This window comes from Pseudomonas nicosulfuronedens, from assembly GCF_005877905.1.
Classification (GTDB): domain Bacteria; phylum Pseudomonadota; class Gammaproteobacteria; order Pseudomonadales; family Pseudomonadaceae; genus Pseudomonas; species Pseudomonas nicosulfuronedens.
In genome coordinates this window covers 38364-59092 of the sequence record NZ_SWDV01000033.1, presented here as the reverse complement: position 1 = coordinate 59092, position 20729 = coordinate 38364, and the positions used below count along the sequence as shown (strand labels likewise).

Sequence of the window (20729 nt, the reverse complement as noted above, 5' to 3'; positions counted from 1 at the left end):
GCGTTATCCGCCGCCGAGCGCCGGCGGATAACCCGTTCCAGGTTATCCGCCCTACAAGGCTATCGGTTCATGGGTACCCCAAACCTGTAGGAGCGAGCTTGCTCGCGAATGATCCGGCGCCCTGTCCTGGAGGTTCGCGAGCAAGCTCGCTCCTACGAAAAACGAAGCGCATCCGGTAGGCTGGTGGCTCGCCTTATCCAGAGCCCAGCGCCATGCTATCCCTCACCTGCCCTCACCTGATCGGCGACCACGTCGAACTCATCCCGCTGCATGCCGAGCACGCCGACGCCCTGCTCGAAGCCGCTGCCGATGGCGAACTGTGGAATCTGAAAGTCACCGTGGTACCCGGCCCGGACACGGTCGCGGCCTACCTCGCCAAGGCTGCAAAGGGCCTGGAAGAAGGCACCGTCCTGCCCTTCGCCATCCTCGACCGGCGCACAGGCAGGGTCGTCGGCAGCACCCGTTTCTGGAAGGTCGACCGCGCCAACCGCAAGCTGGAGATCGGCCACACCTGGCTCGCCCTGTCGGCGCAGCGCACGCCGATCAACACCGAGGCGAAGTTCCTCCTGCTCAGCTACGCCTTCGAGGAAATGGACTGCGTGCGCGTGCAGTTCACCACCGACGAGCTGAACGAGAAATCCCGCGCTGCGATCCTGCGCCTGGGTGCGGTGCAGGAAGGCATCGTCCGCCATGAGCGCATCATGCCCGACGGGCGCAAGCGCAACTCGGTGCGCTTCAGCATCATCGACAGCGAGTGGCCGGAGGTGAAGGCGCGGCTGCTGCAAAGGCTGGGCCGCGCTTCCTACTGACGTCAGCCCTGGTAGAACACCTCGTCACTGTACGGGTACCACCAGGAATGAATCTGCGGCTGGTGGTCGATGATCACCATCTTCGAACGACGGAACGCATCCAGGCCCTGGCGGCCCAGTTCGCGGCCCATGCCGGACATTTTCCAACCGCCGAAGGGTAAGGCGTCGTTGTCGATCAGCGGGTTGTTCACCCAGACCATCCCTGCCTCCAGGCGGTCCGCCGCTTCCATGGCTTCGGCAAGATCGGTGGAGAACAGCGAGGCGCCGAGACCGAAGGGTGAGTCATTGGCCAGCCGCACCGCCTCGTCGAAATCCTTCACCTTGCAGATTGCCGCCACCGGGCCGAAGCACTCCTCGTGGAAGATCGCCATGGCCGGGGTGACGTCGGTGAGGATGGTCGGCTCGTAGTACCAGCCCACCGGGAACTGTTCCGGGATTCGCCCGCCGCAGACCAGCGTGGCGCCCTTGGCGATGGCGTCGTCCACCAGACGGATAACCTTGGCGCGCGCGGCCTCGCTGACCATCGGGCCGATCTCGGAACGCTCCAGCCCGTGGCCGATGCGCAGCGCGCGGGTCCGCTCGGCGAAACGCGCGACGAACTCGTCGTGCACTTCATCGACCACATAGAAACGCTCGGCCGAGGTGCAGATCTGCCCACTCAGGTGGAAGGCTGCGGTCACCGCGCCAGCCGCCGCGACTTCCAGCGGCGCATGACGGGAGATGATCATCGGGTCGCTGCCGCCGGCCTCGATCACCGCCGGTTTCATCCGCTCGGCACACGCAACGGCTACCGCCTTGCCGGCGGCGACGCTGCCGGTGAAGGCCACGGCATGGGTGCGCTCGGACTGCACCAGGCGCTGAGCGGTGCTGGCATCACCCGGCACACAGCTGACCATCCCCGCCGGCAGCACCTTGAAGTGCTCCATGAATTTCAGCGTGCACAGCGTGGTGCTTTCCGCCGGCTTGACGATACAGGCGTTGCCCGCCGCCAGCGAAGCAGCCAGGGTCCAGCACATCAGCAGGATGGGGAAGTTGAACGGCATGATGTGCACGCTGACGCCATAAGGCTCGTAGCGCACATGCTGGAACGAGCCGAGTTGCGTGGTGCCGGCGACCTTGCCGGCCTCGTCGCGAGCCATCTCGGCGTAGTAACGGAAGATCGGCGCGCAGTTGGCCAGCTCGCCCATGGATTCGGGGAACGGCTTGCCCATCTCCAGGGTCATCAGCCGCGCCACTTCGCGTTGGGTGGCCTGGTCGGTTTCGATGGCATTGGCCAGTTGGTGCAGGATCGCTGCGCGGGACTTCGCGTCCACACGTTTCCACTCGCGCTGGGCCGCGTTGGCCGCGTCGATGGCGGCGTCCACGTCCTCGGCGTCACACAGGGCGATACGACCCACCTGGGTGAGATCGGCGGGGTTGAAGATGTCGCGCAGGCGCTGCGTCGCCGCGCCCTGATAGTGGGGGCCGATGAAGCGCAGGGGCACGTCGCTGTGAAAGTCGGTCATGGAAGGCTCCGCAGGGATTCGGAAGAAGCCAGGCGCTGGGCGATCACATCGCTCTCCAGCGGTTGGCGCCAGTTCGGTAGATGAGCGTCGAGCAGCGCCGCCAGCGGGCACAGCTGTTCGCTGTCGAGCGCGCGCTGGAATAGCCGCAGCACGCGCGGCAGGTGTTTGAGGTAGCCGTGCTTGCCATCGCGCCTGGCCAGGCGCACGAAGATGCCCAGCACCTTGGCGTGGCGCTGTGCGGCGAGCACCTGGAAGTCGGCCATGAAACGCCGGCCGTCCACTTCTGGGCGCTGGCTGAGGTAATAGGTGAGCAGCGTCACGCGCAGAGTTTCGGGAATGTCGCGGCGCGCGTCTTCGAGCAGGGACATGAGGTCATAGGCCGGCGCGCCGAACAGCGCATCCTGGAAGTCCAGAAGCCCGCATGCGGCCACGCCCGCCCTGCCCTCCAGCAGCATCAGATTGTCGACGTGGTAATCACGCAGCACCAGCACTTCGCGGCGCATCGAGACGTCGCGCCAGAGCGCCGCGAATTCCGCCAGATAGCGCTCGCGAATCTTCGCAGCGGCCTTTTCGCCCACCAGCAATGGCGCGTACCAGTCGATGAACAACGCCGCCTCGTCCGCCAGCTTCTGCCCATCGTAGGCCGGCACGCCTTCGGCCGCTTGCGGCCCGGCGCGGTGCAGACGTACCAGGGCGTCCACGGCGAGGCGGTACAGCTCCATCTCGCTGTGGCCGGCGGCAAACAGACGGGTGTAGGTGGCGTCGCCGAAGTCTTCGATCAACGCCAGGCCCAGCTCGCGGTCGGCAGCCAGCACCGCAGGCGCCGACAAGCCGCCATCGCGCAGCAACTGCGCCACCCGCAGATAGGGCGCCAGTGGCTCGGCGCCGGGCGGCGAGTCCATCAGCAGCAAGCCCTTGTCTTCGAGGCGGAAGTAGCGCCGCGCCGAGGCGTCGGCCGGCAGCGCGACGAGCACTGCTTCGGCGAGGCCGCTACCGGCGAGGAAGGTCTCGCGGGCAGCGGCACGGGTGGTTTCGCAAGGCAGGTTCATGGCATCACCGGATCATGTAGACCTTCTTGATGGTCTCGTGCACGGTGCACACGCCCTTCCAGTCCTTGGGGAAGAAGGCCGCGGTGTCCGGCTCGATCTCGATCACCTCGCCGGACTCGTGCACGTAGGTGCAGCGGCCTTCGAGGAAGTGGCAGAACTCGTCGCTGGTCACGTGGCAGAACCACTTGCCCGGCGTGCAATGCCAGATGCCGCATTCGGACTGGCCTTCGGGGCCCTTGTGCAGGACCACGCCGCTGACATGGGACTCGCCCTCGAGCATGGTCGGGATCACGCCCCAGTCCTTGAGTTCGGTGACTTGCAGCGGGCGGTAGATAACGGGGGTCTTCATGAATTTCTCCAGCAATGGCCACCCGCTTGGGCGGCCGGATAAGGCGTAGGGCGAACAACCGCTTGCGGTTATCCGCCGATGGGTCCGGCGCAAGGTCGATGGCGGATAACGCTTGAGGCGTTATGCGCCCTACGAGTCCTCCCGGTCAGGCCAGCATGTAGAGGTTGCGCAGGGTCGCGTGCACGGTGCACTCGCCGGTCCAGCCGGCCGGGAACAGCACCAGGGTGTCGGGCTCGACCTCGATCACCTCGCCCTCGTCGGAGCGATAGGTGGCGCGCCCGGCAACGAAGTGGCAGAGCTCATCGCGCGGAATCGACAGTCGCCAGCGGCCGGGGGTACAGACCCACAGGCCGGTCTCGGGGCTGTTGTTCGGACCCTTGAACAGCAAGCGTCCGCTGGAGTGCGACACACCCTCCAGCGCATCGGACTGCACGCCCCAGTCCACCAGGTCGTCGTAGTCGCGGGCGCCGCGGATGTGCGGCGCCGTGCTGTCGGCCTTGAACTCAGCCATGGCTCACCGCCTTGCCGCCCATCAGCTGGTCGAGGATGCGTGCGGCGTCTTCCGGGCCCTTGCGCGAGCGCATGTAGTCGCTGGTACGCGCCAGGCGCTCCTGCATCAACTGGTCACCCAGCAGCTGGGCGATGTTGCGTGCCAGGTCTTCCTCGCTCCAGTCGTAGCGGTCCATGCGCAGGCCGTGGCCGCTTTCCTGGGCGCGCATGGCGTTGTCGTGGCCGTCCCAGACGTAGGGCATGACAATCGCCGGCTTACCGAAGAACAGGCACTCGGTGAAGCTGTTGTTGCCACCGTGGTGGATCACCCCGTCGACCTGTGCGATCACCGAGGGCTGCGGATACCAGTTGGAAACGATCACGTTGTCCGGCAGGTCGTCGTACTTCTCCACGTGCTCGCCGACATTGAACAGCGCGCGGTACGGCAGCTTGCCGATGGTGGTGACCAGGCGCTTGAGCAGCTCGACGTCGCCCGAGCCCAGGCTGCCGAAACTGACATAGAGCAGCGGCTTGTCGTTGTGCGCCTTGAACGGCGGAATCTCGTAGGGCTTGTCGCTGCGCACGCAACCCTGCAGGTAGTGGAATTGCCGCGCCGGCAGCGGGTGGCGGCGCTGGAACTTCACCGGGTCCGGGTACAGCAACAGGTTCATGTAGGGCGACTCTTCGAAGAAGGTGCCCAGCGGATACGGCCGCTCACCACACTCGGCAAGGAAGTCGTTGAAGTCGGCATGGATCGGCGCGATCACTTCCTCGAAACGCTTCTGGAAGCGCGCGTGGCCCTCTTTATCGTCCGCGCTCATGCCCGACAGGTAAGGCGGAATGTCCGGGTCGTGCACCTCGTTCTCCGAGCAGGAGATGATCCGCACCCAGGGCTTGCCGTAGTGCTTGATGGCCGGGAAGAGGATCACGTTGTCCACACAGATCAGGTCCGGCTTGATCTTGTCGAGGATCGCCGGCAGCTCCTTCTGCGCCCACTTGGAGGTGGAGACGATGGCCTCCCAGCACTCCTTCACGTAGTTGTCGAGCTGGTCGATCGGCGCCTTGCGGAAGTTGGGGATGTGGCCGTTGATGAAGTCGGTCCAGTAACGCGCCATCTCCTCGGCCGGCATAGGCTCGGACATGTTCACGTAATGCTCCTCGAAGCCGTAGGCCGAGTACACCCCGGTCATGCCCGGATCGGTGAGGAACACCGCCTTGTGCCCCAGCGCCTCGCAGGCCTGGGCGATGCCGACGGAGTTGAGGGCCGGGCCGTAGGCGGCCTCGGGGAAGAAGGCGATGACCTTGCGTTCACTACTCATGGTGCTCTCCTGTAAGTCTTGTTCTTGAAGCAATCAGTGAGTCAGCACGCGGCCATGCCGCGCATCCCAGCCCAGGCGCACCGGCATGCCGGCGGCCAGGCGCAAGAAGTCGTAGTCCGAGGACGGCACGCGGACGATCAGCGGCTTGCTGGACAGCGCCGTGTTCACGTGCAGGTTGGTGTCCAGGCCGTGGTAGGCGACTTCCGCCACCTCGCCCTGGATCTGGTTGTCGGTGGCCGGCGTCGAGTCGGTGAGCACGCGCAGGCGCTCCGGGCGCAGCGCCAGGGTCACGCTCTCGGGGCTCGCCTCGGCGGTGGTCTCGATGTTCAGCACCTGGTCGCCGGCCTGCAGGCGGTTGGTGCCCACGCGACGGCCCTCGATCAGGTTGCTGACGCCGATGAAATCGGCGACGAAGCGGCTGCCCGGGTTCTCGTAGAGTTCGCTGGGGCTGCCGCACTGGCAGACCTTGCCGTCACGCAGCACGGCCATGCGGTCGGACATGACCAGGGCTTCTTCCTGGTCGTGGGTGACCATGATGAAAGTGATGCCGCTCTCGTGCTGCAGGCGCTTGAGCTCCAGCTGCATCTTCTCGCGCAGCTTCTTGTCCAGCGCACCGAGGGGTTCGTCCAGCAGCAGCACGCGCGGGCGCTTGACCAGTGCGCGGGCCAGGGCGACACGTTGGCGCTGGCCACCGGAGAGCTGGTCCGGTCGGCGGTTGGCGAGCTGACCGAGCTGCGCGGTTTCCAGCACCGCATCGACGCGCTGGCGAATCTCGCCGGCCGGCAGCTTCTCCATCTCCAGGCCGTAGGCGATGTTGCCGCGCACGGTCATGTTGGGGAACAGCGCATAGGACTGGAACATCAGGTTCAGCGGGCGCTTGTTCGGCGGCAGCGGCGAGATGTCCTGACCGCCCAGATAGATCGCTCCGGAACTGGGCGTCTCGAAGCCGGCGATCATCCGCATCAGGGTGGTCTTGCCGCAGCCGGACGGGCCGAGCAGCGCAAAGAACTCGTTCTCGCGGATCGCCAGGGACACCTGGTCCACCGCCGTCAGGCCCTCGCCGTAGGATTTGCTGACCTGGTCCAGCACCAGCAGGTCGGATGACTTAGTCATGGGCTTTGGGCACCTTGTTCAGACGTTGGGAGGCGAACAGCGCGGTGAAGCTGACCAGCATCACCAGGGTCGCGAGGGCGTTGATTTCCGGGGTCACGCCGAAGCGGATCATCGAGTAGATCTGCATCGGCAAGGTGGTGGAGGCGCTGCCGGAGCCGGAGTTGAAGAAGGCGATGATGAATTCGTCCACCGACAGGGTGAACGCCAGCAGCCCGCCGGCCAGCACGCCGGGGAAGATCGCCGGCAACAGCACGCGACGCGCGGTGGTGAACCAGCCGGCGCCCAGGTCGATGCTGGCTTCGAGGATCGAATAGTCGAAGTGCTTGAGCCGCGTGCGCACCACCGCGCAGACGAAGGCGATGTTGAACACCACGTGGCTGAGGATGATGGAGTGCAGCCCCAGGCTCATCTTCAGCAGGTTGAAGAAGCTCAGCAGCGCGATGGCCAGGACGATGTCGGGAATGATCATCGGCGCCATCAGCAGCGTGTCGGCGATGTTGCTGCCTTTCTTGCCGCTGTTGCGTGCGCGCATCTCCACGCCGAGGGCGAGCAGCGTGCCGAGCACGCAGGCGATGAAGGTGGAGGTCAGAGCGACGATCAGGGTGTTCAGCGCTGCATGCTGGATCGAGGCGTTGGCCAACAGTTTGCCGTACCACTTGAGCGACGCACCGCCCCACGCGGTGGGCAGGCCGCTGGCGTTGAACGACAGCAGGATCAGCACCAGGATCGGTACATAGAGGAAGGCGTACACCAGCCACAGGTGTGCGCCGAGGGCGATGCCCGAGCCGTTACGCATGGCGTTCGCCCTCCGCGCCCTGGGCCCGGCGCGAGACCATGGCCTGGATGAACAGCAACAGCAGCATGATGCCGATCAGGAAGAAGCTCAGCGCCGCGCCGAACGGCCAGTCGCGCGCGGTGAGGAACTGCGCGTAGATCAGGTTGCCGACCATCTGCACCTGCTTGCCTCCCAACAGGTCGGCGGTGATGAAGTTGCCGATGGAGAGCACGAAGACGAACACCGCGCCAGCGGCCACGCCCGGCACCGAGAGCGGCAGGATTACCCGGCGGAAGGTGGTCCAGCCGGACGCGCCGAGGTCCCGTGAGGCTTCCCAGAGTTCGTTGTCGATGCGCGACAGCGAGCTGTAGATGGCGAGAATGACGAAGGGGATGTAGTTGTAGACCAGTCCCAGCACCACGGTGGCGTCGGTGTAGAGCATGTTGATCGGCTCGCCGCCGTAACCCAGCAGGCTGAACAGGCGGTTGAGCAGGCCCTCGCGGTTGAGCAGCACGATCCAGGCGTAGGTGCGGATCAGGTAGTTGCTCCAGAACGGCAGCATCACCAGGAACAGGTACACGGCCTGCCGACGCGGCGTGGTCCGGGTGATGGCGTAGGCTGCCGGGTAACCGATGAGCACCGCGAACAGCGTGGCGAGGCCAGCGATCTTCGCCGAGCGCAGGAGGATATCGAGGTACAGCGGGTCCACCGCGCGGCGGTAGTTTTCCCAGGTGAACACGTAGTCGATGCCGCCATAGGCACCGCGCTCGAGGAAGCTGTAGACCAGCACCAGCAGGCACGGCAGCAGCAGGAACAGGGCCAGCCAGCCCAGACCGGGCGCGAGCAGCCAGGCCGACAATTTGCGGTCGGCGGATAAAGCGGTCATGCGTAGTTCCCCCAACCCCACGCCAGGCGGGGTGCTTCAGGGTTATTCCGGAGAGCGTTGCGGGGCGCCGGCGCGACGCCCCTCCGCAGCCTTACTGGGCCGCCATGATCTCGGTCACGGCGCGGGTGTAGGCCTTCTGCGTGGAACCACCGACGTCACGCAGCTGCTGCTGCTTGACCAGCTCGGCCGGCGTGGTGGTGAGGTTGGGGTACTTGGCCAGCAGGTCCGGCTTCAGGGTCGCCATCGCCGCCTGGTTGGGCACCTTGTAGAGGATGTTCTCCGCGACCCAGGCGTGGTTCGCCGGCTCCAGCATGTAGTTGATGAAGCGGTAGGCGGCGTCGGGGTTCTTCGAGCTTTTCAGCACGACCATGGTGTCCACCCAAAGGTCGGAGCCCTCTTTGGGCACGACGAACTTGATCGACTCGTTGGCCTGGGTGCCGTAGTTGCACCAGCCATCCCAGGCGTGGGCCATCAGCGCCTCGCCCGAAGCCAGCTTGGAGTAGAAGGTGGTGTCGTCGAAGGACAGCAGACGCTTCTTGGTGGCGATCAGCTGGTCGCGTACCGCGTTGATCTGATCCGGGTTGCCGTCGTTCACCGACCAGCCGTTGGCCAGGAAGCCGGCACCGAGCAGCCAGCGGTCGGTGGCCAGCATGGTGGTCTTGCCCTTGAGGGCATCGGAGGGCTTGAGCAGGTCGCTCCAGCTCGACGGCGCCGGGCTGACCTTGTCCGAGCGGTAGCAGATACCGGTAGTGCCCCAGGTGTAAGGCACGGAGAAATGGTTGCCGACGTCGTACTCGAGCTTCTGCGCTTCGGGGTAGAGATTCTTCAGGTTCGGCACCTTGGCCGGATCGATCTCGGCGAGCAAGCCCTGCTTGTGCAGGATCTCGGCGAAGGGCGAGGAAACGAACACCACGTCATAGCCTTCGCCGCCGGAGGCCATGAGCTTGCCCATGATCTCTTCGTTGGTGGCGTGGAGGGATTTGTCGGCTTCAAGGCCGGTGGCCTTCTGGAACTTCTCCAGATTGTCCGGGGCCATGTAGCCGTCCCAGATGGAGATCACCAGATCCTTGGCGCTGGCCGTGGTGGCGGACAGCGTGAGCGCGAGGGTTGCCCCTGCGTAGAGCATGGTCTTCAGCTTCATCTTGCGCACCTGACGATGGTTGTTTTTGTGTGTCGACGGCAGCGGAACGAAAAGCGTACTACATGTCTTTTTTTCAAAATAAAAACCGAACCACTAGCAAAGTCAATACTTTCTTGCATTCTTGTTGCACCACCCCCGCTGTGGCATAAGGGGCTCGCCCTCTGCCACGGGCCCGCTGGAGAGCATCGGCTTGAGCAACGTCACTGAGAAAAAACCGCGCACCAATCACCTGGAACTCGCCCGGCGCGTCATCGAGCACGCCCAGGACAGCGGACTGGGCGAAGGCGACGCGCTCTCGGAACAACAGCTGGCGCGCACTTTTGGCGTGTCGCGCACGCTGATCCGCGCAGGATTGGATCTGCTGCTGGAACAGCAACTGGTGGCCCACGAACCGGGCAAGGGCTATCGCCTCGCCGCCGACCCTTCCGCCCAGGTGCTCGGCCCCGCCCTGCCCCAGGCCGAGGAGGAAGCGCTGGCCGCCTCGGTACTGCGCGACCGCATGGCCGGGCGGTTGGGCAACAGCCTCAGTGCCAGCGAGCTGATGCGCCGCTACGACATCGGCCGCGCCGCCGCGCAGAAGGTGCTGGCGCAGCTCAGCGAAGACCAGGTACTGGAGCGCGGCGCCGGACAGAGCTGGTCGTTCCGCCCCTTGCTGAACAACCTCGCGGCACTGGAAGACAGCCTGCGCTACCGCCTGATCCTGGAGCCCGAAGCCCTGCTCGCCCCCGGCTTCGACCCCGATCTCGCACGCCTCGCCCTGCTGCGCGGCGCCATGGAAGAACTGCTCGGCGCGCCCATCGAGCGCTTCGACGTGGCGCAGTTCCGTGAACTGGACATCGGCTTCCATGAACTGATCGCCCAGGGCTGCGGCAACCGTTTCGTTGGCGACTCGCTGCTGCAGCACCAGCGCCTGCGCCGCCTGCCCAACCTGCTGCCGATGGTCAGCGTGCACCGTCTGCAGGAAGCCTTGCGCGAGCACCTGAAGATCATCGAGCAGATCGAGCGTGGCCAGCTGGAAATCGCCGCCGACCTGATGCGCCTGCACCTGCGACTGTCCTTCGCTCAACGTCCGCAGACCGCCAACCGCGGGATTCCGCAGTCATTCGCCGGGGCGCGCCGCTAAGTATTTTTCATTCACGGTGTTTTTTTTAACGAAAAAATGCAGTATCAGTTTCACGCAGTGCCCGTGAGCAACGCCCGGATGTGCCCATGACGCAAAGAACAAGAACCGTCGCCTTCTTCCCCGAGGCCAGTTTCGGCGCCGCGCTGAACTGCATCGGCATCGCCCAGGCCCTGCGCGAACTCGGCGCGCGCCCGGTGTTCATCTGCCATGCGCATTTCCAGGGGATATTCGCCGAGTACGGTTTCGCCGAGTACCCGCTGCAGCTGGACTCGCCGCTGTCCGCCGCCGACCACCAGCACTACTGGGAGCGCTTCATCGAGCGCAACGTGCCGTACTTCGACCAACCGCCCCTGGCGCAGATCGACAGCTACGTGGCGCCGGCCTGGGAAGCCATCATCGACACCGCCATCGAGTCGGAAAAACCGCTGCAGCAGTTGCTCGCCCGACTCAAGCCCGATGCCATCGTGCTGGACAACGTGGTCAGCTTCCCGGCCATCGCCGCCGCCGGCTGCCCCTGGGTACGCATGGTCTCCTGTGCGGAAACCGAGTTGCCCGATACCGCCGTGCCACCGTACCTGTCCGGTGCCAGCAGCAGTGATGCGCAGGCCTGTGAGACCTATCGCGAACACTACCTGCAAGCGACAAAGCCGGCGCACGAGCGCTTCGCCCGTTTCCTTGCCGACTGCGGCCACCCCGCCCTGCCCGCCGGCCAGTTCCTCGAAGACTCGCCCTGGCTCAACCTGCTGCTGTCGCCGACGCCGGTGCGCTACGAACGCGAGAAACCGCTGCCGGCGGAACGCTACCTGTACCTAGACGGCTGCGTGCGCAGCGAGGCACCGTACATCCCACCGCAGTTCCCCCGACACGACGAGGCGCCGCTGATCTATGTGAGCTTCGGCAGCCTGGGCGCCGCCGACGTGGCAATGATGCGCCGGCTGATCGACGCCGTGGCCCAACTGCCCTACCGCTTCCTGATCAACGTCGGCGCCTACCGCGAGCACTACGACACGGTGCCGGACAACGTCTACCTCGACAGCTGGTACCCGCAGCCAGCGGTGCTGCGCGAGTGCCAGTTGTTCATCCACCACGGCGGCAACAACAGCTTCTGCGAGGCGCTGTACTTCGGCCTGCCGTCGGTGATCATCCCCTACTGCTGGGACGGCCACGACAACGCCCGGCGCGCCGAGGAAGTCGGCGTGGCGCGCTACCTGCCGCGCTTCGAGAACCCGCTGGCGGCGCTGCCCGGCGCACTGGCCGAACTGCTCGCCGACAAGGCCATGGAGCAACGCCTCGGCACCGTTCGCGAGCAGATGCAGGCCTCGCGAGGCACCGAAGCCGCGGCGCGGGCGATCCTCGGCATCTGCGCTGACTGAGCACTGATTGGCACTGTCGAAGTGCCCGCGATTGGCACTCTGCTATGGACCCTTCCGCCCGTAAGCTGGGCTCCAGCCACCCTGGAGCCCGGCATGACCGCCTTCGATGCCCAGCCGACCCTGCTCGGCGACACCCTGCAATTACGTCCGCTACGCGCCGATGATTTCCAGGCGCTGTTCGCCGCCGCCAACTCGCCGGAAACCTGGGCCGGTCACCCGGCCACCGAGCGCTATCGCCACGAGGTATTCGAGCCCTACTTCCAGTTCCTGGTACAGGCCGGGGGCTGCCTGCTGATCCTCGACCGGCAGAGCGGAGAAGCCATCGGCTGCTCGCGCTACTACCCGGTGCCGGACCAGCCGGACGACATCGGCATCGGCTTCACCTTCATCAATAACCGCTACTGGGGCGGCGCGACCAACCGCGAGCTGAAGTCGCTGATGCTCGGTCATGCCTTCCAGCGTTTTGAGCGCGTGTGGTTCCACATCGCGCCGAGCAACATCCGCTCGCAGAAAGGAACCACAAAGCTCGGCGCGAGGCTGGCGTACGAGGCGCAACTGGACCTCTCCGGCACGCCCGCTGCCTGGCTTTGCTACGAGCTGCCGCGTGAACGCTGGGCAAGCGTCGTGGGCCACTAGACGAGCCCGAGGAACGGGCTCGGCTGCTGGCCGGAGTCAGACCCGTTCGATGCCCGGCAGGGTCCACTGCCCGGCCACCACCGGCTGCTCCGGCCCGTAGATCCGCAGGATCAGGTTGAACGGCCCCTGGCGGGTCGACGGCAGCCAGTTTGCCTCGTGCTCCTGGCTGGGCGAGTCGGCCTGGATATAGAGCGTCACCCCACCATCGGCATCGTGCACCAGGGGATCGCGGCTACTCAGGCAGTAACGCTGGATGGAGTTATCGACCAACTGCCGGTCGGGCAGATCGTAGAGCGTCAGCGACCAGAACTCCCTGGCCGGCGGCAACTGCCCCGGTGCGAAGCGCAGGCGATAACGCTGTCCGCCTTGTAGCGGCTGCTGCGTGCTGTCCTGGCGGCTGCCAAGGTAGATCGCCTCCTCCACGCTGTTGCCGTAGATACCACTGGCCGCCGCCGCGGCACGGCTCAGGTAGTCGTTGTGCATCGCCGCGCGGGTGCCGAACAGCCCGGCGGAGGAACGCAGTGTGGCGCCCTTAGCCTTCAGCTCCTCCATGCCCTGCTGGATGCCGGCAGCCAATGCCTGGCGCTGGGCCGGGCTCAGTGTGGCCGGGTTGAACGGCAGCCCCGCTCCGATGCCGGCGCGAGCGAAACGCTGGCGCAACTCCACCTCGCTCGGGTCCACCGGGCAGAAGGCGAGAATCTGGTTCAGGTGCGCAATGAATCCCGCGCCGAGATCGCGCGGCAGTTCCCACGGCAGCCATTGCACCGCCGGCGCGGCAGCAGGCGCCGAGCTACCGGCAAAGTCGTGCAGCGGCCGCAGACGGTACTGCTGCTGGAGTTCGCGCACCGCCGGCAGGTCGTCGGCACTGCGCAGGCCGGTGCGCCCCAGGACCATGGCGATCTGCGTCTCGCTGCGCAGCACCTGGCGTATGCCGGCGGGCGTCTGGCCTTTCCAGTTCGGCCCGGCGATCAGGTAGTCGCCCGCTTCGCGGCCGGTGCTGAGCACGCCGACATAGCCGAAGTTGAAGGTGTACTGGTCCACCAGCTGGTGCACGTAGTAACGGTCGTCCGCCACCGCCGGGACGCTGAGCACCCAGGGTTCGGCGCGCAGGTCGAGCCAGGACCAGGAGTACGGCGTGTCGTTGTTGGGGGTTACCACGTCGCGATTCTTCGGGGTGAAGAGTTCGCTGTAATGGCGGAACACACCGAAACCGCCGACATACTCGGGCGAAACGGCATCCAGTGCCTGTTTGTGCATCGTCTGGTAGTGCATCAGCATCGGGTAGGCGTAGATCCACGCCTGACGGACGATGTCCTGGTACACGGCCGGGTCGCTTTCCAGCGCGTCGGGTGCGGCCAGCAGCCAGCTCGGTACGCAGCCCAGGCCAAAGCCGAGCGCGCCGCTGGCGCCGAGGAAACGGCGGCGGGTCAGAATCGGTGGCATGGCTTACTCCTGGCTGTTGACGGGCTGCACGGCCGGCGGCTGGTAATCGCCCTTGAGCGCTCTTTCCTGCGGCAGGTACATGCGCAGGATCAGGTTGAACGGTCCCTGCGGCGCCGGCAGCCAGTTGTCGCTGCTGGCCGGCTGGGCATGCTGGATGTTCAGGGTCAGGCCACCGTCGGCATCCCGTTTCAGGTTGCTGGCACTGTTGATGGCGTAGCGGTTGAGTGCGTTGGCCGAGAGCATCTGGGTCTTGCCGTCGTAAAGCGTGATGGACCAGAACGCATCGACCGGCGGCAACTGCCCGGGAGCGAAATGCAGGGTGTAGGCACGGCTGCCGTCGAGTGCCTGGCCGGCAGCGTCGACACGGGTGAGCGGGTACATCGCCTCCGCCGGGTCGTTGGCGTAGATGTATTTCCAGGCGACCGCCGCCCGCGTCAGGTCGTCATTGCCGTAGTGCCCGATGTTGGCGGGAGAGCTCTGCCAGCCATTGACCGGCGCGGCGAAGCGCTCGCTGGCGGTGCGAATCCTTTCACGCCCGGCCTCGGCACCCTGCTGCACGGCCTGGGCGATATCTGCCGGCAGTTGCTTCGCGTCGAATGGCTTGCCTGTGCCCACGCCGATCTGCGCGAACTGCGCCAGGCGCTGTTGCTCGTCGGCGCTCCAGGCATGCCAGGCGGACAGCCCGTTGAAGTCGACGAAGGCGTTTTCCGCCGGGCCTTCCTTGGTCGGCAGGTACTCGGGCACATCCATCTTGTGCGGCAGCAGCGTCGGCTGGGTGCTGCGCAACTTGTAGCCATCCATCACGGCCTTGGCCGCGTCGAGATCGGCCTCGCCATCCACGGCGGTGCGGCCGAGCAGGAAGACGATGCGGCTGGGCGAACGGATCACCTTGCCGCTGAAGCCTTCGGGCTGTCGGCCGTCCCAGTCGGGGCCGGCGATCAGGAAGCTGCCGGCCGCCCGGCCGGTAGCGCGTGTGCCGATGTAGTCGAGGTTGTTGGTGCGCATGTCGATCAGCTGAAAGCTGTAGTAGCGCTGCGGCACCGCCGGCACGTCGAGGACTACCGGGTGTTCGCGCAGGTCGAGCAGCGCATAGGAGTACAACGTGTCGTTGTTCGGCGAGACCACGGTGCGGTCTTCCGGGCCGAGCAGCGTGGTCTTGTTGTACAGGTAGTTGACCGGCAACTTGGCGGCAATGGCCTGCAGCGTCTTGCCGTGTTCGGCAGTGGCGAAGGCGAATAGATAGGCCGCTTCGGCCAGGTCGCGGGCCTGCTGCGCAGTGGGCGCGGCGGCCCAGGTGTGGCCGGCGAACAGGGGCAGGATGGCGAGTGCGGGCAGCCAATGGCGCATGGAGTTTTCCTCGTTCTTCTTGTTGGACCGCCCGGCCATGCGGCGCCACGGCGGATGTCGGAGCAGAGTGCGGCATCCCGCGTGGGCGGCGGTCAGCCCCAGCGGACAAAAAGCGATCATGGCGGGCCGCTGGTTGCCAGGACGGCGCAAGAACCCCGGCCATGTCCGGCCGGGGCAAGGGGCACGACGCTACTTCGCCCAGCGACGCAGGTCGGACGGAGTGTAGTCGCTCATCTTCGCGTGCTGGCCGGTCTTCAGGCCGCTGCTCTCTTCGTTCATCAGGCCGTTGACGAAGTAACGCCCACTGATCAGGTCATAGGCCGCTGCCAACGCCTCGTAGGTGAACTGCTTGTCGTAGTACGGCATGGCGTGAGACTGGTAATTGCGCCACAACTCGCCACGGCTGTCGTAGAGCTCGCCGAGGAGGATGTTCCAGCTGTCCTCGTCGAGGTAGTAGCGGCGCTTGCTGTAGACGTGGCGGGCACCCGGCTTGAGAGTCGCTTCGACGACCCACACGCGGTGCTTCTCGAAGCGCGCCAGGTCGGGGTTCAGATGGCCCGTCTTGAGAATGTCGGCGTACTTCACCGTGCGGTCGTACAGGCGGAAGCTGTTGTAGGGCACGAACAGTTCCTGCTTGCCCACCAGCTTCCAGTCGTAGCGGTCCGGCGCGCCGTTGAAGCCATCGAGACTGTCGGCAGTGACCATGCCGTCGCTGTAGCGCGCGCTGTTGTCGTAGGCGATCAGCGGGGCACGGCGCACCCGGCGCTGGCCGGGAATGTACTGCCAGGCGGCGCGCGGTTCGGCGACCTGGTCCATCGGCTCGTGGGTCAGTACCGCCTCGCCGGACAACCGTGCCGGCTCCAGCACACGGGTCTTGAACAGGTACAGCAGGTTGGCGTCCTGCGGCAGGTCGTCAACGGTCTCGGCGTAGTTCATGTCGGTCTGCGAGCGAACCAGGCTGTAGACGCCGTTCTCCTTCACGTTGGCCGAGCTGAAGGTGCGCTCGATGCTGCCGCCACGGTAGCGGGTGATGTGATTCCAGATCGCTTCGACGCCTTCGCTGGGCAGCGGGAAAGGCACGCCGCGCTGGTAGTTGAGGACGCCGTTGCCACCGTCGGCAAGCTTGGCCTTGCTGGCGTTGTCGCGAGTCGCCGCGTTGATCTCGTCGGGCAGCCGCGCGCTGCGGTGGCTGGGGTAGACGTTGATCCGGTAGGTGTTCGGATAGCGCTTGAGCATCGCCTGCTCGCCCGGGCTGAGCCACTGGCTGTATTGCCCGGCGTTGGCCGGGGTGATGCTGAACAGCGGCTTCTCGGCGGCGTAGGGATCGGCGTAGCCGCCCTTCGCGTCGACCTGCCCCGCGTCGGGTTTCAGGCCGCCATCCCAGGCGGGAATGCTGCCGTCGGCGTTGCCGGCCTTCTCGGCGCCGACCGGTGTCAGGCTGCTGCCGAGGTCGGCTGGAGTATTGGCGGAGGCATGGGCATGGGCGCAGAACGCCAGGCCCATGGCCAGCGCCAGGGCGGTAATGTTCGAAAGGTGCATGGGGCGGTTCCTCAGAAGTCGACCTTGGCGCTGACGCTGTAGAAGTCGCGGTCGTCGAGCGTGCTGTACTTGTTGTTGCCGAAGAAGCTGTTGTAGCCGAACTCCAGGCTGTAATCGTTCAGGTAGTTGAAGGCCAGTGACAGGCCGGCGGCCATCTGCCCTTCCTGGAACGGGCCGCCCGGATCGTAGGAGTAACCCTCCACGTCGTGACGGAAGTTCAGGCTGGGCAGCATGTTCACCCCCGGCAGCACGTCGCTGTATTCCAGGCCGGCGCGCAGGCGGTAGCCCCAGGACCAGGGCGTGGTGAAGCCGTCGTCGGTGCAGTAGCGGTTGGTCACGCCACTGGCCACGGTGTTGCACTTCGTGCCATTGAGCGGCGCGCTGCGGCCGAAGGCGGAGTTGCGCCCCAGGCGCTCGTCGCCGACATCGCCCACGTGCACCACGCCGGCTTCGCCGAGCAGGGTCAGGCGGGTGGCGCCGAGCACGTTGTCGATGATCTGGGTGGCCGAGGCAGTCATCTGCCACACCGGCTTGCGCTCCCAGCCGTCCAGCGTCTGGCCGGTGGTGGAGGCGTTGGCCGGCACGTCGGTGATCGACGAACTGCCGCCGGGGCCGGTGATCATCGCCACGTTCATGTCCGGGCCGTTGAGCGCCACCGGCATGTTCGGCCGGTAACTCAGCTCCGCCGCCAGCGAGGTGCCCCAGCCGGGCAGAGCGCCGTTGATGCTCAGGCCGTAGAGGTGAATGTTCTCCGGGAACGCGGCGGCATACACGGGGCCCTGTACGCGTCCGATGGGGAAGTTCCCGGGCTTGCTGTTGTCGCGCGCGGTGAGCTGCAGGTAAGGCAGTCGCGCGTGGTAATTCACGTAGTAGAACGCCGCCTCGGCATCGTTCAGCGAGCTGATCAGGGTGCGCAGGGCGACGCCCCACTGGCCCTGGTCGGACGGGTCCTGGTCATCGCCGTGGGCGGCGTACAGGCCGCCTGCCTGCATCTGCGCGTCAGTCTGCACCTGGCTCAGGTAGAGCGGACCACAACCGGGCTGGATGGCGTCGCTGGTGGCGAAGAAGGTGCCGCAACCGTCCAGCACGCTGGGCCGCCAGTTGTACTGGTAGAAGCCTTCCAGGTTCACCTTGTCGCTCAGCCCGAGGTTGAACGAGAGCATCTCCACCGGCAGCTGGCCTTCCTTGATGTCCACGCCCGGCTTGTTGAAGGCGCTGTAGTCCAGCGGGTTGATCACATTGATACCGTTCTGGATCAGCACAGCCTCGCCCCAGGACAGCACCTGCTTGCCGAGCTTGAGGTTCAGCGGATGTTCGGCGACGTCGAAGTCCTTCCATACGTAGGCGTCGAGGGTGTCGAAGCCATGAAAACGCGCCAGGGTCGGCCAGCCGCTGTCGTCGAAGTCCTTGAAGCGGCCGTCGCCGGTCTCGTAGGCATGGTCGTACCAGTACTTGAAGCGGATGAAGGCGCCCTGCCCGTCGCCCTCCAGGCTGAAGTCCGTGAGGCCCTTGAACATCTGCGAGATGGGGTCGCCCTTCTTGAAGTTCAGGCGATTGTCGTCGGCGCTCACACTGGTGCCGTCGGCATTGTCGATGTGCTGCGCCTGCACCGCGTTGGCGTGGGTCATCAGGTGGCGATCGGGGTCCTGCGCCGACCAACTGGCTCCAAGACTGAGAGTGGTCTTGGTGGACAGGCTCCAGTCGTCGTTCAGTTCGAAGGTCGTGGCCTTCGCACCAGAGGCGCTACTGACGGCGAGGGCCAGCAGAAGAGGTCGGCAGATGCAGTGCTGGCGCTGCCCCACGAAAGCGAGGGGGACAGGGGCCGGATGGATTCTTGTCATTATGGGCTCCGGAGGATGGGTACCGCCGGCCCACCATGAAGGGAGCGGACGCGGCAGCCACAAGCCGGGACCGACAAAATTCGATCATGCCGGGTATTGGCCGAGGCGGAACTGCTTGGGCGTAACACCGAAGCGCTTGCGAAAGGCGCGGATGAAGTTGCCGCTCTGCCGGTAGCCGATGCGCTCGGCGATACGCTCGATGGGCTGGTCGGAAGAACGCAACCAGATGCGCGCCAGACTCAGGCCGTCGCCCTCCCCGTCCTTGCGTGTATCACCCCATTGGCGCCGCAGGCTCTGGTAGAGGAACTCATTGGCGCCCACCAGCGGCGTGGCCAGCAGCGCCGTGGGCAGCAGCAGGAACGGCGAAGGCGCCACCCGCCAGGGCACGCCCCACTCGACGAGCGTCGACGTGCAGCGCTGTTGCGCAGCGACGCCGGCCTCCCGGCACACCTGCGCCGCCGGCAGCCCGACACGCCGGGCAATGTTGCGGATCAGGGTCAGCACCGCGGCATCCAGGCCGAAGTGGTGCAGGTCGTCACGCACCAGTTCAAGGGTCAGGCGGGTGACTTCGCCCTCTTCTTCCAGGCGCGATTGCACGCAGTTGGTCACCGTGGGCAGGTACTGGCAGAAGGCGGCAAGGCTGGTGCCCAGGTCCGGGGCGGAATCCAGCAGGATGTTCAGGCCCTGCAGGCAATGGGTGGCCATGCTGTTGAGCAGCTCGCAACCGAACTGCGGATTGCCGCTGGCGCGCTCGCACTCGCTCCACAGGCACTCCACCTGGTCTGCCGGGATGTGCGCGCGATGATCCGCCAGCTGTGCCTCCGCAATCCCTGCGCGCAGGCGCAATTCCGCCGCGCACAACCCCAGGCGGGCGGCATGCAGGAGGATGGTGCTGGCGAAGGCGCTGGAGGCGAACAGCAAGGGTGACATGGGATAGGTCCGGTTCGGCAGGCGGTTTACTAGACCAGCTGACTCTGCTATCCATCAAATTCATTCGACTCAACTCTTTTATGCGCAGGACGCATGATGGAACTCAGACAGCTCCGCCACCTGGCCGCCCTCGCCGACTTCCAGAACTACCAGCGCGCTGCCGACGCCATTGGCCTAAGCCAGTCGGCACTGAGCCGCAGCATCCAGTCCCTGGAGCGCGACCTCGACTGCCTGCTGGTGGACCGCCAGAGCCGCGACTTCCGCCTGACCGGCCAGGGCGAGCTGGTGCTGCAGCACGCGCGGCGCCTGCTGGCCGGTACCCGTTCGCTACGCAACGAACTGCAGCAGTACAACGGCCTCGATGCCGGCGAGCTGCGCTTCGGCTGCGGCCCTTATCCCGCGCAACTGCTGGTGCCCGAGGCCATGGCCGATTTCATCCGCGCTCACCCGGCGATCGATGTCGGCTTCCTGATGGGCGACTGGGAACAGATGGCGCAGCTGCTCAGGGAAGAACAGGTAGAATTCTTCGTCGGTGATGCCCGCGAGTTTGCCAACGATCCCGATTACCAGGTGCGCTGGATGGAATTCCGCCCCGGCCGCTTCTTCTGCCGCGCCGGCCATCCGCTGGCCGGCGCGGAGCACCTGAAGCTGGCCGACCTGCTCGACTACCCGCGCGTCGGCACCCGCATTCCGCCTCCGCTGCGCAAGGTGCTGGCCGAGGTGATCGGCGAACGTGACTTCCACATGAACATCGAATGTGCGCAGTTCGCCGCGATCCTGCACATCGTCGCACGCTCCGATGCGGTCGGCCTGGCCGCCGTGGAGGCGCTGCACGACCCGGTGCAGCATGGCGAAGTGGCCCTGCTGCAGATCACCGACATCCCCCAGGATCGCCCCGAACTGCGCCTGCACTACGGCATCGTCAGCCGCGCCGGCTTCGGCCTGTCGCCGGCAGCACAGGCGATGATCGAGGCAATCTTCGCCGCCGACGAGCGCCTGCCGCGCGGGCTTGTCGGTGCCAGGCGCAATGCGTAAGGTCGTCCCGCCCGCCCCACCGAGCCC

Annotated in this window: 19 protein-coding genes; 5 read left to right on the top strand and 14 right to left on the bottom strand. The window is 65.9% G+C overall.

The window, feature by feature from the left end; translation table 11 throughout:
- Window positions 1–212 precede the first annotated feature (212 nt).
- A complete protein-coding gene (locus FAS41_RS22865) occupies window positions 213–809 on the top strand; it encodes a GNAT family N-acetyltransferase (protein ID WP_138525691.1) in 597 nt (198 codons plus the stop codon).
- Between the two features lie 2 nt (window positions 810–811).
- Here the strand turns inward: FAS41_RS22865 and FAS41_RS22860 are convergent, their stop codons facing one another.
- The 9 genes from FAS41_RS22860 to FAS41_RS22820 all read right to left on the bottom strand — a co-directional run bounded on the left by FAS41_RS22860 (window position 812) and on the right by FAS41_RS22820 (window position 9435).
- Complete coding sequence (locus FAS41_RS22860) at window positions 812–2314, bottom strand: aldehyde dehydrogenase family protein (protein ID WP_138525690.1); 1503 nt, start codon at window positions 2312–2314, stop codon at window positions 812–814.
- Window positions 2311–3363, bottom strand: a complete 1053-nt coding sequence (locus tag FAS41_RS22855) for an aminoglycoside phosphotransferase family protein (RefSeq protein ID WP_138525689.1) — start codon at window positions 3361–3363, stop codon at window positions 2311–2313. The genes FAS41_RS22860 and FAS41_RS22855 overlap by 4 nt, the downstream gene beginning before the upstream one ends.
- 4 nt (window positions 3364–3367) lie before the next feature.
- Window positions 3368–3712 (bottom strand): cupin domain-containing protein, encoded by a 345-nt coding sequence (locus FAS41_RS22850; protein ID WP_081518261.1) that lies wholly within the window; start codon window positions 3710–3712, stop codon window positions 3368–3370.
- A 145-nt stretch (window positions 3713–3857) separates the two neighbouring features.
- Entirely contained in the window at window positions 3858–4223 is a 366-nt protein-coding gene (locus FAS41_RS22845; RefSeq protein ID WP_138525688.1) for a cupin domain-containing protein, read from the bottom strand.
- Complete coding sequence (locus FAS41_RS22840) at window positions 4216–5520, bottom strand: nucleotide disphospho-sugar-binding domain-containing protein (RefSeq protein ID WP_138525687.1); 1305 nt, start codon at window positions 5518–5520, stop codon at window positions 4216–4218. The genes FAS41_RS22845 and FAS41_RS22840 overlap by 8 nt, the downstream gene beginning before the upstream one ends.
- A 33-nt stretch (window positions 5521–5553) precedes the next feature.
- Entirely contained in the window at window positions 5554–6633 is a 1080-nt protein-coding gene (locus tag FAS41_RS22835; protein ID WP_138525686.1) for an ABC transporter ATP-binding protein, read from the bottom strand.
- A complete protein-coding gene (locus FAS41_RS22830; RefSeq protein WP_138525685.1) occupies window positions 6626–7429 on the bottom strand; it encodes an ABC transporter permease in 804 nt (267 codons plus the stop codon). The genes FAS41_RS22835 and FAS41_RS22830 overlap by 8 nt, the downstream gene beginning before the upstream one ends.
- A complete protein-coding gene (locus tag FAS41_RS22825) occupies window positions 7422–8294 on the bottom strand; it encodes an ABC transporter permease (protein ID WP_138525684.1) in 873 nt (290 codons plus the stop codon). The genes FAS41_RS22830 and FAS41_RS22825 overlap by 8 nt, the downstream gene beginning before the upstream one ends.
- A 91-nt stretch (window positions 8295–8385) precedes the next feature.
- Window positions 8386–9435 (bottom strand): polyamine ABC transporter substrate-binding protein, encoded by a 1050-nt coding sequence (locus tag FAS41_RS22820; protein WP_017519222.1) that lies wholly within the window; start codon window positions 9433–9435, stop codon window positions 8386–8388.
- Window positions 9436–9625: 190 nt separating this feature from the next.
- Here FAS41_RS22820 and FAS41_RS22815 point away from each other — a divergent pair, with 190 nt between their 5' ends.
- The 3 genes from FAS41_RS22815 to FAS41_RS22805 all read left to right on the top strand — a co-directional run bounded on the left by FAS41_RS22815 (window position 9626) and on the right by FAS41_RS22805 (window position 12567).
- Window positions 9626–10558 (top strand): GntR family transcriptional regulator, encoded by a 933-nt coding sequence (locus FAS41_RS22815; RefSeq protein ID WP_138525683.1) that lies wholly within the window; start codon window positions 9626–9628, stop codon window positions 10556–10558.
- Window positions 10559–10644: 86 nt separating this feature from the next.
- Entirely contained in the window at window positions 10645–11931 is a 1287-nt protein-coding gene (locus FAS41_RS22810) for a glycosyltransferase (protein ID WP_138525682.1), read from the top strand.
- 93 nt (window positions 11932–12024) lie between these two features.
- Window positions 12025–12567, top strand: a complete 543-nt coding sequence (locus FAS41_RS22805) for a GNAT family N-acetyltransferase (protein WP_138525681.1) — start codon at window positions 12025–12027, stop codon at window positions 12565–12567.
- Between the two features lie 36 nt (window positions 12568–12603).
- Here the strand turns inward: FAS41_RS22805 and FAS41_RS22800 are convergent, their stop codons facing one another.
- The 5 genes from FAS41_RS22800 to FAS41_RS22780 all read right to left on the bottom strand — a co-directional run bounded on the left by FAS41_RS22800 (window position 12604) and on the right by FAS41_RS22780 (window position 19667).
- On the bottom strand, window positions 12604–14010 hold the full coding sequence (locus FAS41_RS22800) for a DUF1254 domain-containing protein (protein WP_138525680.1): 1407 nt from the start codon (window positions 14008–14010) through the stop codon (window positions 12604–12606).
- Between the two features lie 3 nt (window positions 14011–14013).
- Entirely contained in the window at window positions 14014–15357 is a 1344-nt protein-coding gene (locus FAS41_RS22795) for a DUF1254 domain-containing protein (protein ID WP_138525679.1), read from the bottom strand.
- A 189-nt stretch (window positions 15358–15546) separates the two neighbouring features.
- A complete protein-coding gene (locus FAS41_RS22790) occupies window positions 15547–16896 on the bottom strand; it encodes a DUF1329 domain-containing protein (RefSeq protein WP_138525678.1) in 1350 nt (449 codons plus the stop codon).
- Between the two features lie 11 nt (window positions 16897–16907).
- Window positions 16908–18737, bottom strand: coding sequence for a DUF1302 domain-containing protein (locus FAS41_RS22785; protein WP_246084923.1), 1830 nt, complete (start codon window positions 18735–18737; stop codon window positions 16908–16910).
- Between the two features lie 84 nt (window positions 18738–18821).
- Window positions 18822–19667 carry an AraC family transcriptional regulator gene (locus FAS41_RS22780; RefSeq protein WP_138525677.1) on the bottom strand — a complete coding sequence of 282 codons (846 nt, stop codon included), beginning with the start codon at window positions 19665–19667 and terminating at the stop codon, window positions 18822–18824.
- A 96-nt stretch (window positions 19668–19763) separates the two neighbouring features.
- On the opposite strand from FAS41_RS22780, the gene FAS41_RS22775 reads away from it, so the two are divergent.
- A complete protein-coding gene (locus tag FAS41_RS22775) occupies window positions 19764–20702 on the top strand; it encodes a LysR family transcriptional regulator (RefSeq protein WP_138525676.1) in 939 nt (312 codons plus the stop codon).
- The last annotated feature ends 27 nt before the right edge of the window (window positions 20703–20729 follow it).

Excerpts from the sequence above, each read along its gene's own strand:
- FAS41_RS22865 (WP_138525691.1), top strand. The coding sequence starts at position 213 with ATGCTATCCCTCACCTGCCCTCACCTGATCGGCGACCACGTCGAACTC.
- FAS41_RS22860 (WP_138525690.1), bottom strand. The coding sequence starts at position 2,314 with ATGACCGACTTTCACAGCGACGTGCCCCTGCGCTTCATCGGCCCCCAC.
- FAS41_RS22855 (WP_138525689.1), bottom strand. The coding sequence starts at position 3,363 with ATGAACCTGCCTTGCGAAACCACCCGTGCCGCTGCCCGCGAGACCTTC.
- FAS41_RS22850 (WP_081518261.1), bottom strand. The coding sequence starts at position 3,712 with ATGAAGACCCCCGTTATCTACCGCCCGCTGCAAGTCACCGAACTCAAG.
- FAS41_RS22845 (WP_138525688.1), bottom strand. The coding sequence starts at position 4,223 with ATGGCTGAGTTCAAGGCCGACAGCACGGCGCCGCACATCCGCGGCGCC.
- FAS41_RS22840 (WP_138525687.1), bottom strand. The coding sequence starts at position 5,520 with ATGAGTAGTGAACGCAAGGTCATCGCCTTCTTCCCCGAGGCCGCCTAC.
- FAS41_RS22835 (WP_138525686.1), bottom strand. The coding sequence starts at position 6,633 with ATGACTAAGTCATCCGACCTGCTGGTGCTGGACCAGGTCAGCAAATCC.
- FAS41_RS22830 (WP_138525685.1), bottom strand. The coding sequence starts at position 7,429 with ATGCGTAACGGCTCGGGCATCGCCCTCGGCGCACACCTGTGGCTGGTG.
- FAS41_RS22825 (WP_138525684.1), bottom strand. The coding sequence starts at position 8,294 with ATGACCGCTTTATCCGCCGACCGCAAATTGTCGGCCTGGCTGCTCGCG.
- FAS41_RS22820 (WP_017519222.1), bottom strand. The coding sequence starts at position 9,435 with ATGAAGCTGAAGACCATGCTCTACGCAGGGGCAACCCTCGCGCTCACG.
- FAS41_RS22810 (WP_138525682.1), top strand. The coding sequence starts at position 10,645 with ATGACGCAAAGAACAAGAACCGTCGCCTTCTTCCCCGAGGCCAGTTTC.
- FAS41_RS22805 (WP_138525681.1), top strand. The coding sequence starts at position 12,025 with ATGACCGCCTTCGATGCCCAGCCGACCCTGCTCGGCGACACCCTGCAA.
- FAS41_RS22800 (WP_138525680.1), bottom strand. The coding sequence starts at position 14,010 with ATGCCACCGATTCTGACCCGCCGCCGTTTCCTCGGCGCCAGCGGCGCG.
- FAS41_RS22795 (WP_138525679.1), bottom strand. The coding sequence starts at position 15,357 with ATGCGCCATTGGCTGCCCGCACTCGCCATCCTGCCCCTGTTCGCCGGC.
- FAS41_RS22790 (WP_138525678.1), bottom strand. The coding sequence starts at position 16,896 with ATGCACCTTTCGAACATTACCGCCCTGGCGCTGGCCATGGGCCTGGCG.
- FAS41_RS22785 (WP_246084923.1), bottom strand. The coding sequence starts at position 18,737 with ATGACAAGAATCCATCCGGCCCCTGTCCCCCTCGCTTTCGTGGGGCAG.
- FAS41_RS22780 (WP_138525677.1), bottom strand. The coding sequence starts at position 19,667 with ATGTCACCCTTGCTGTTCGCCTCCAGCGCCTTCGCCAGCACCATCCTC.
- FAS41_RS22775 (WP_138525676.1), top strand. The coding sequence starts at position 19,764 with ATGGAACTCAGACAGCTCCGCCACCTGGCCGCCCTCGCCGACTTCCAG.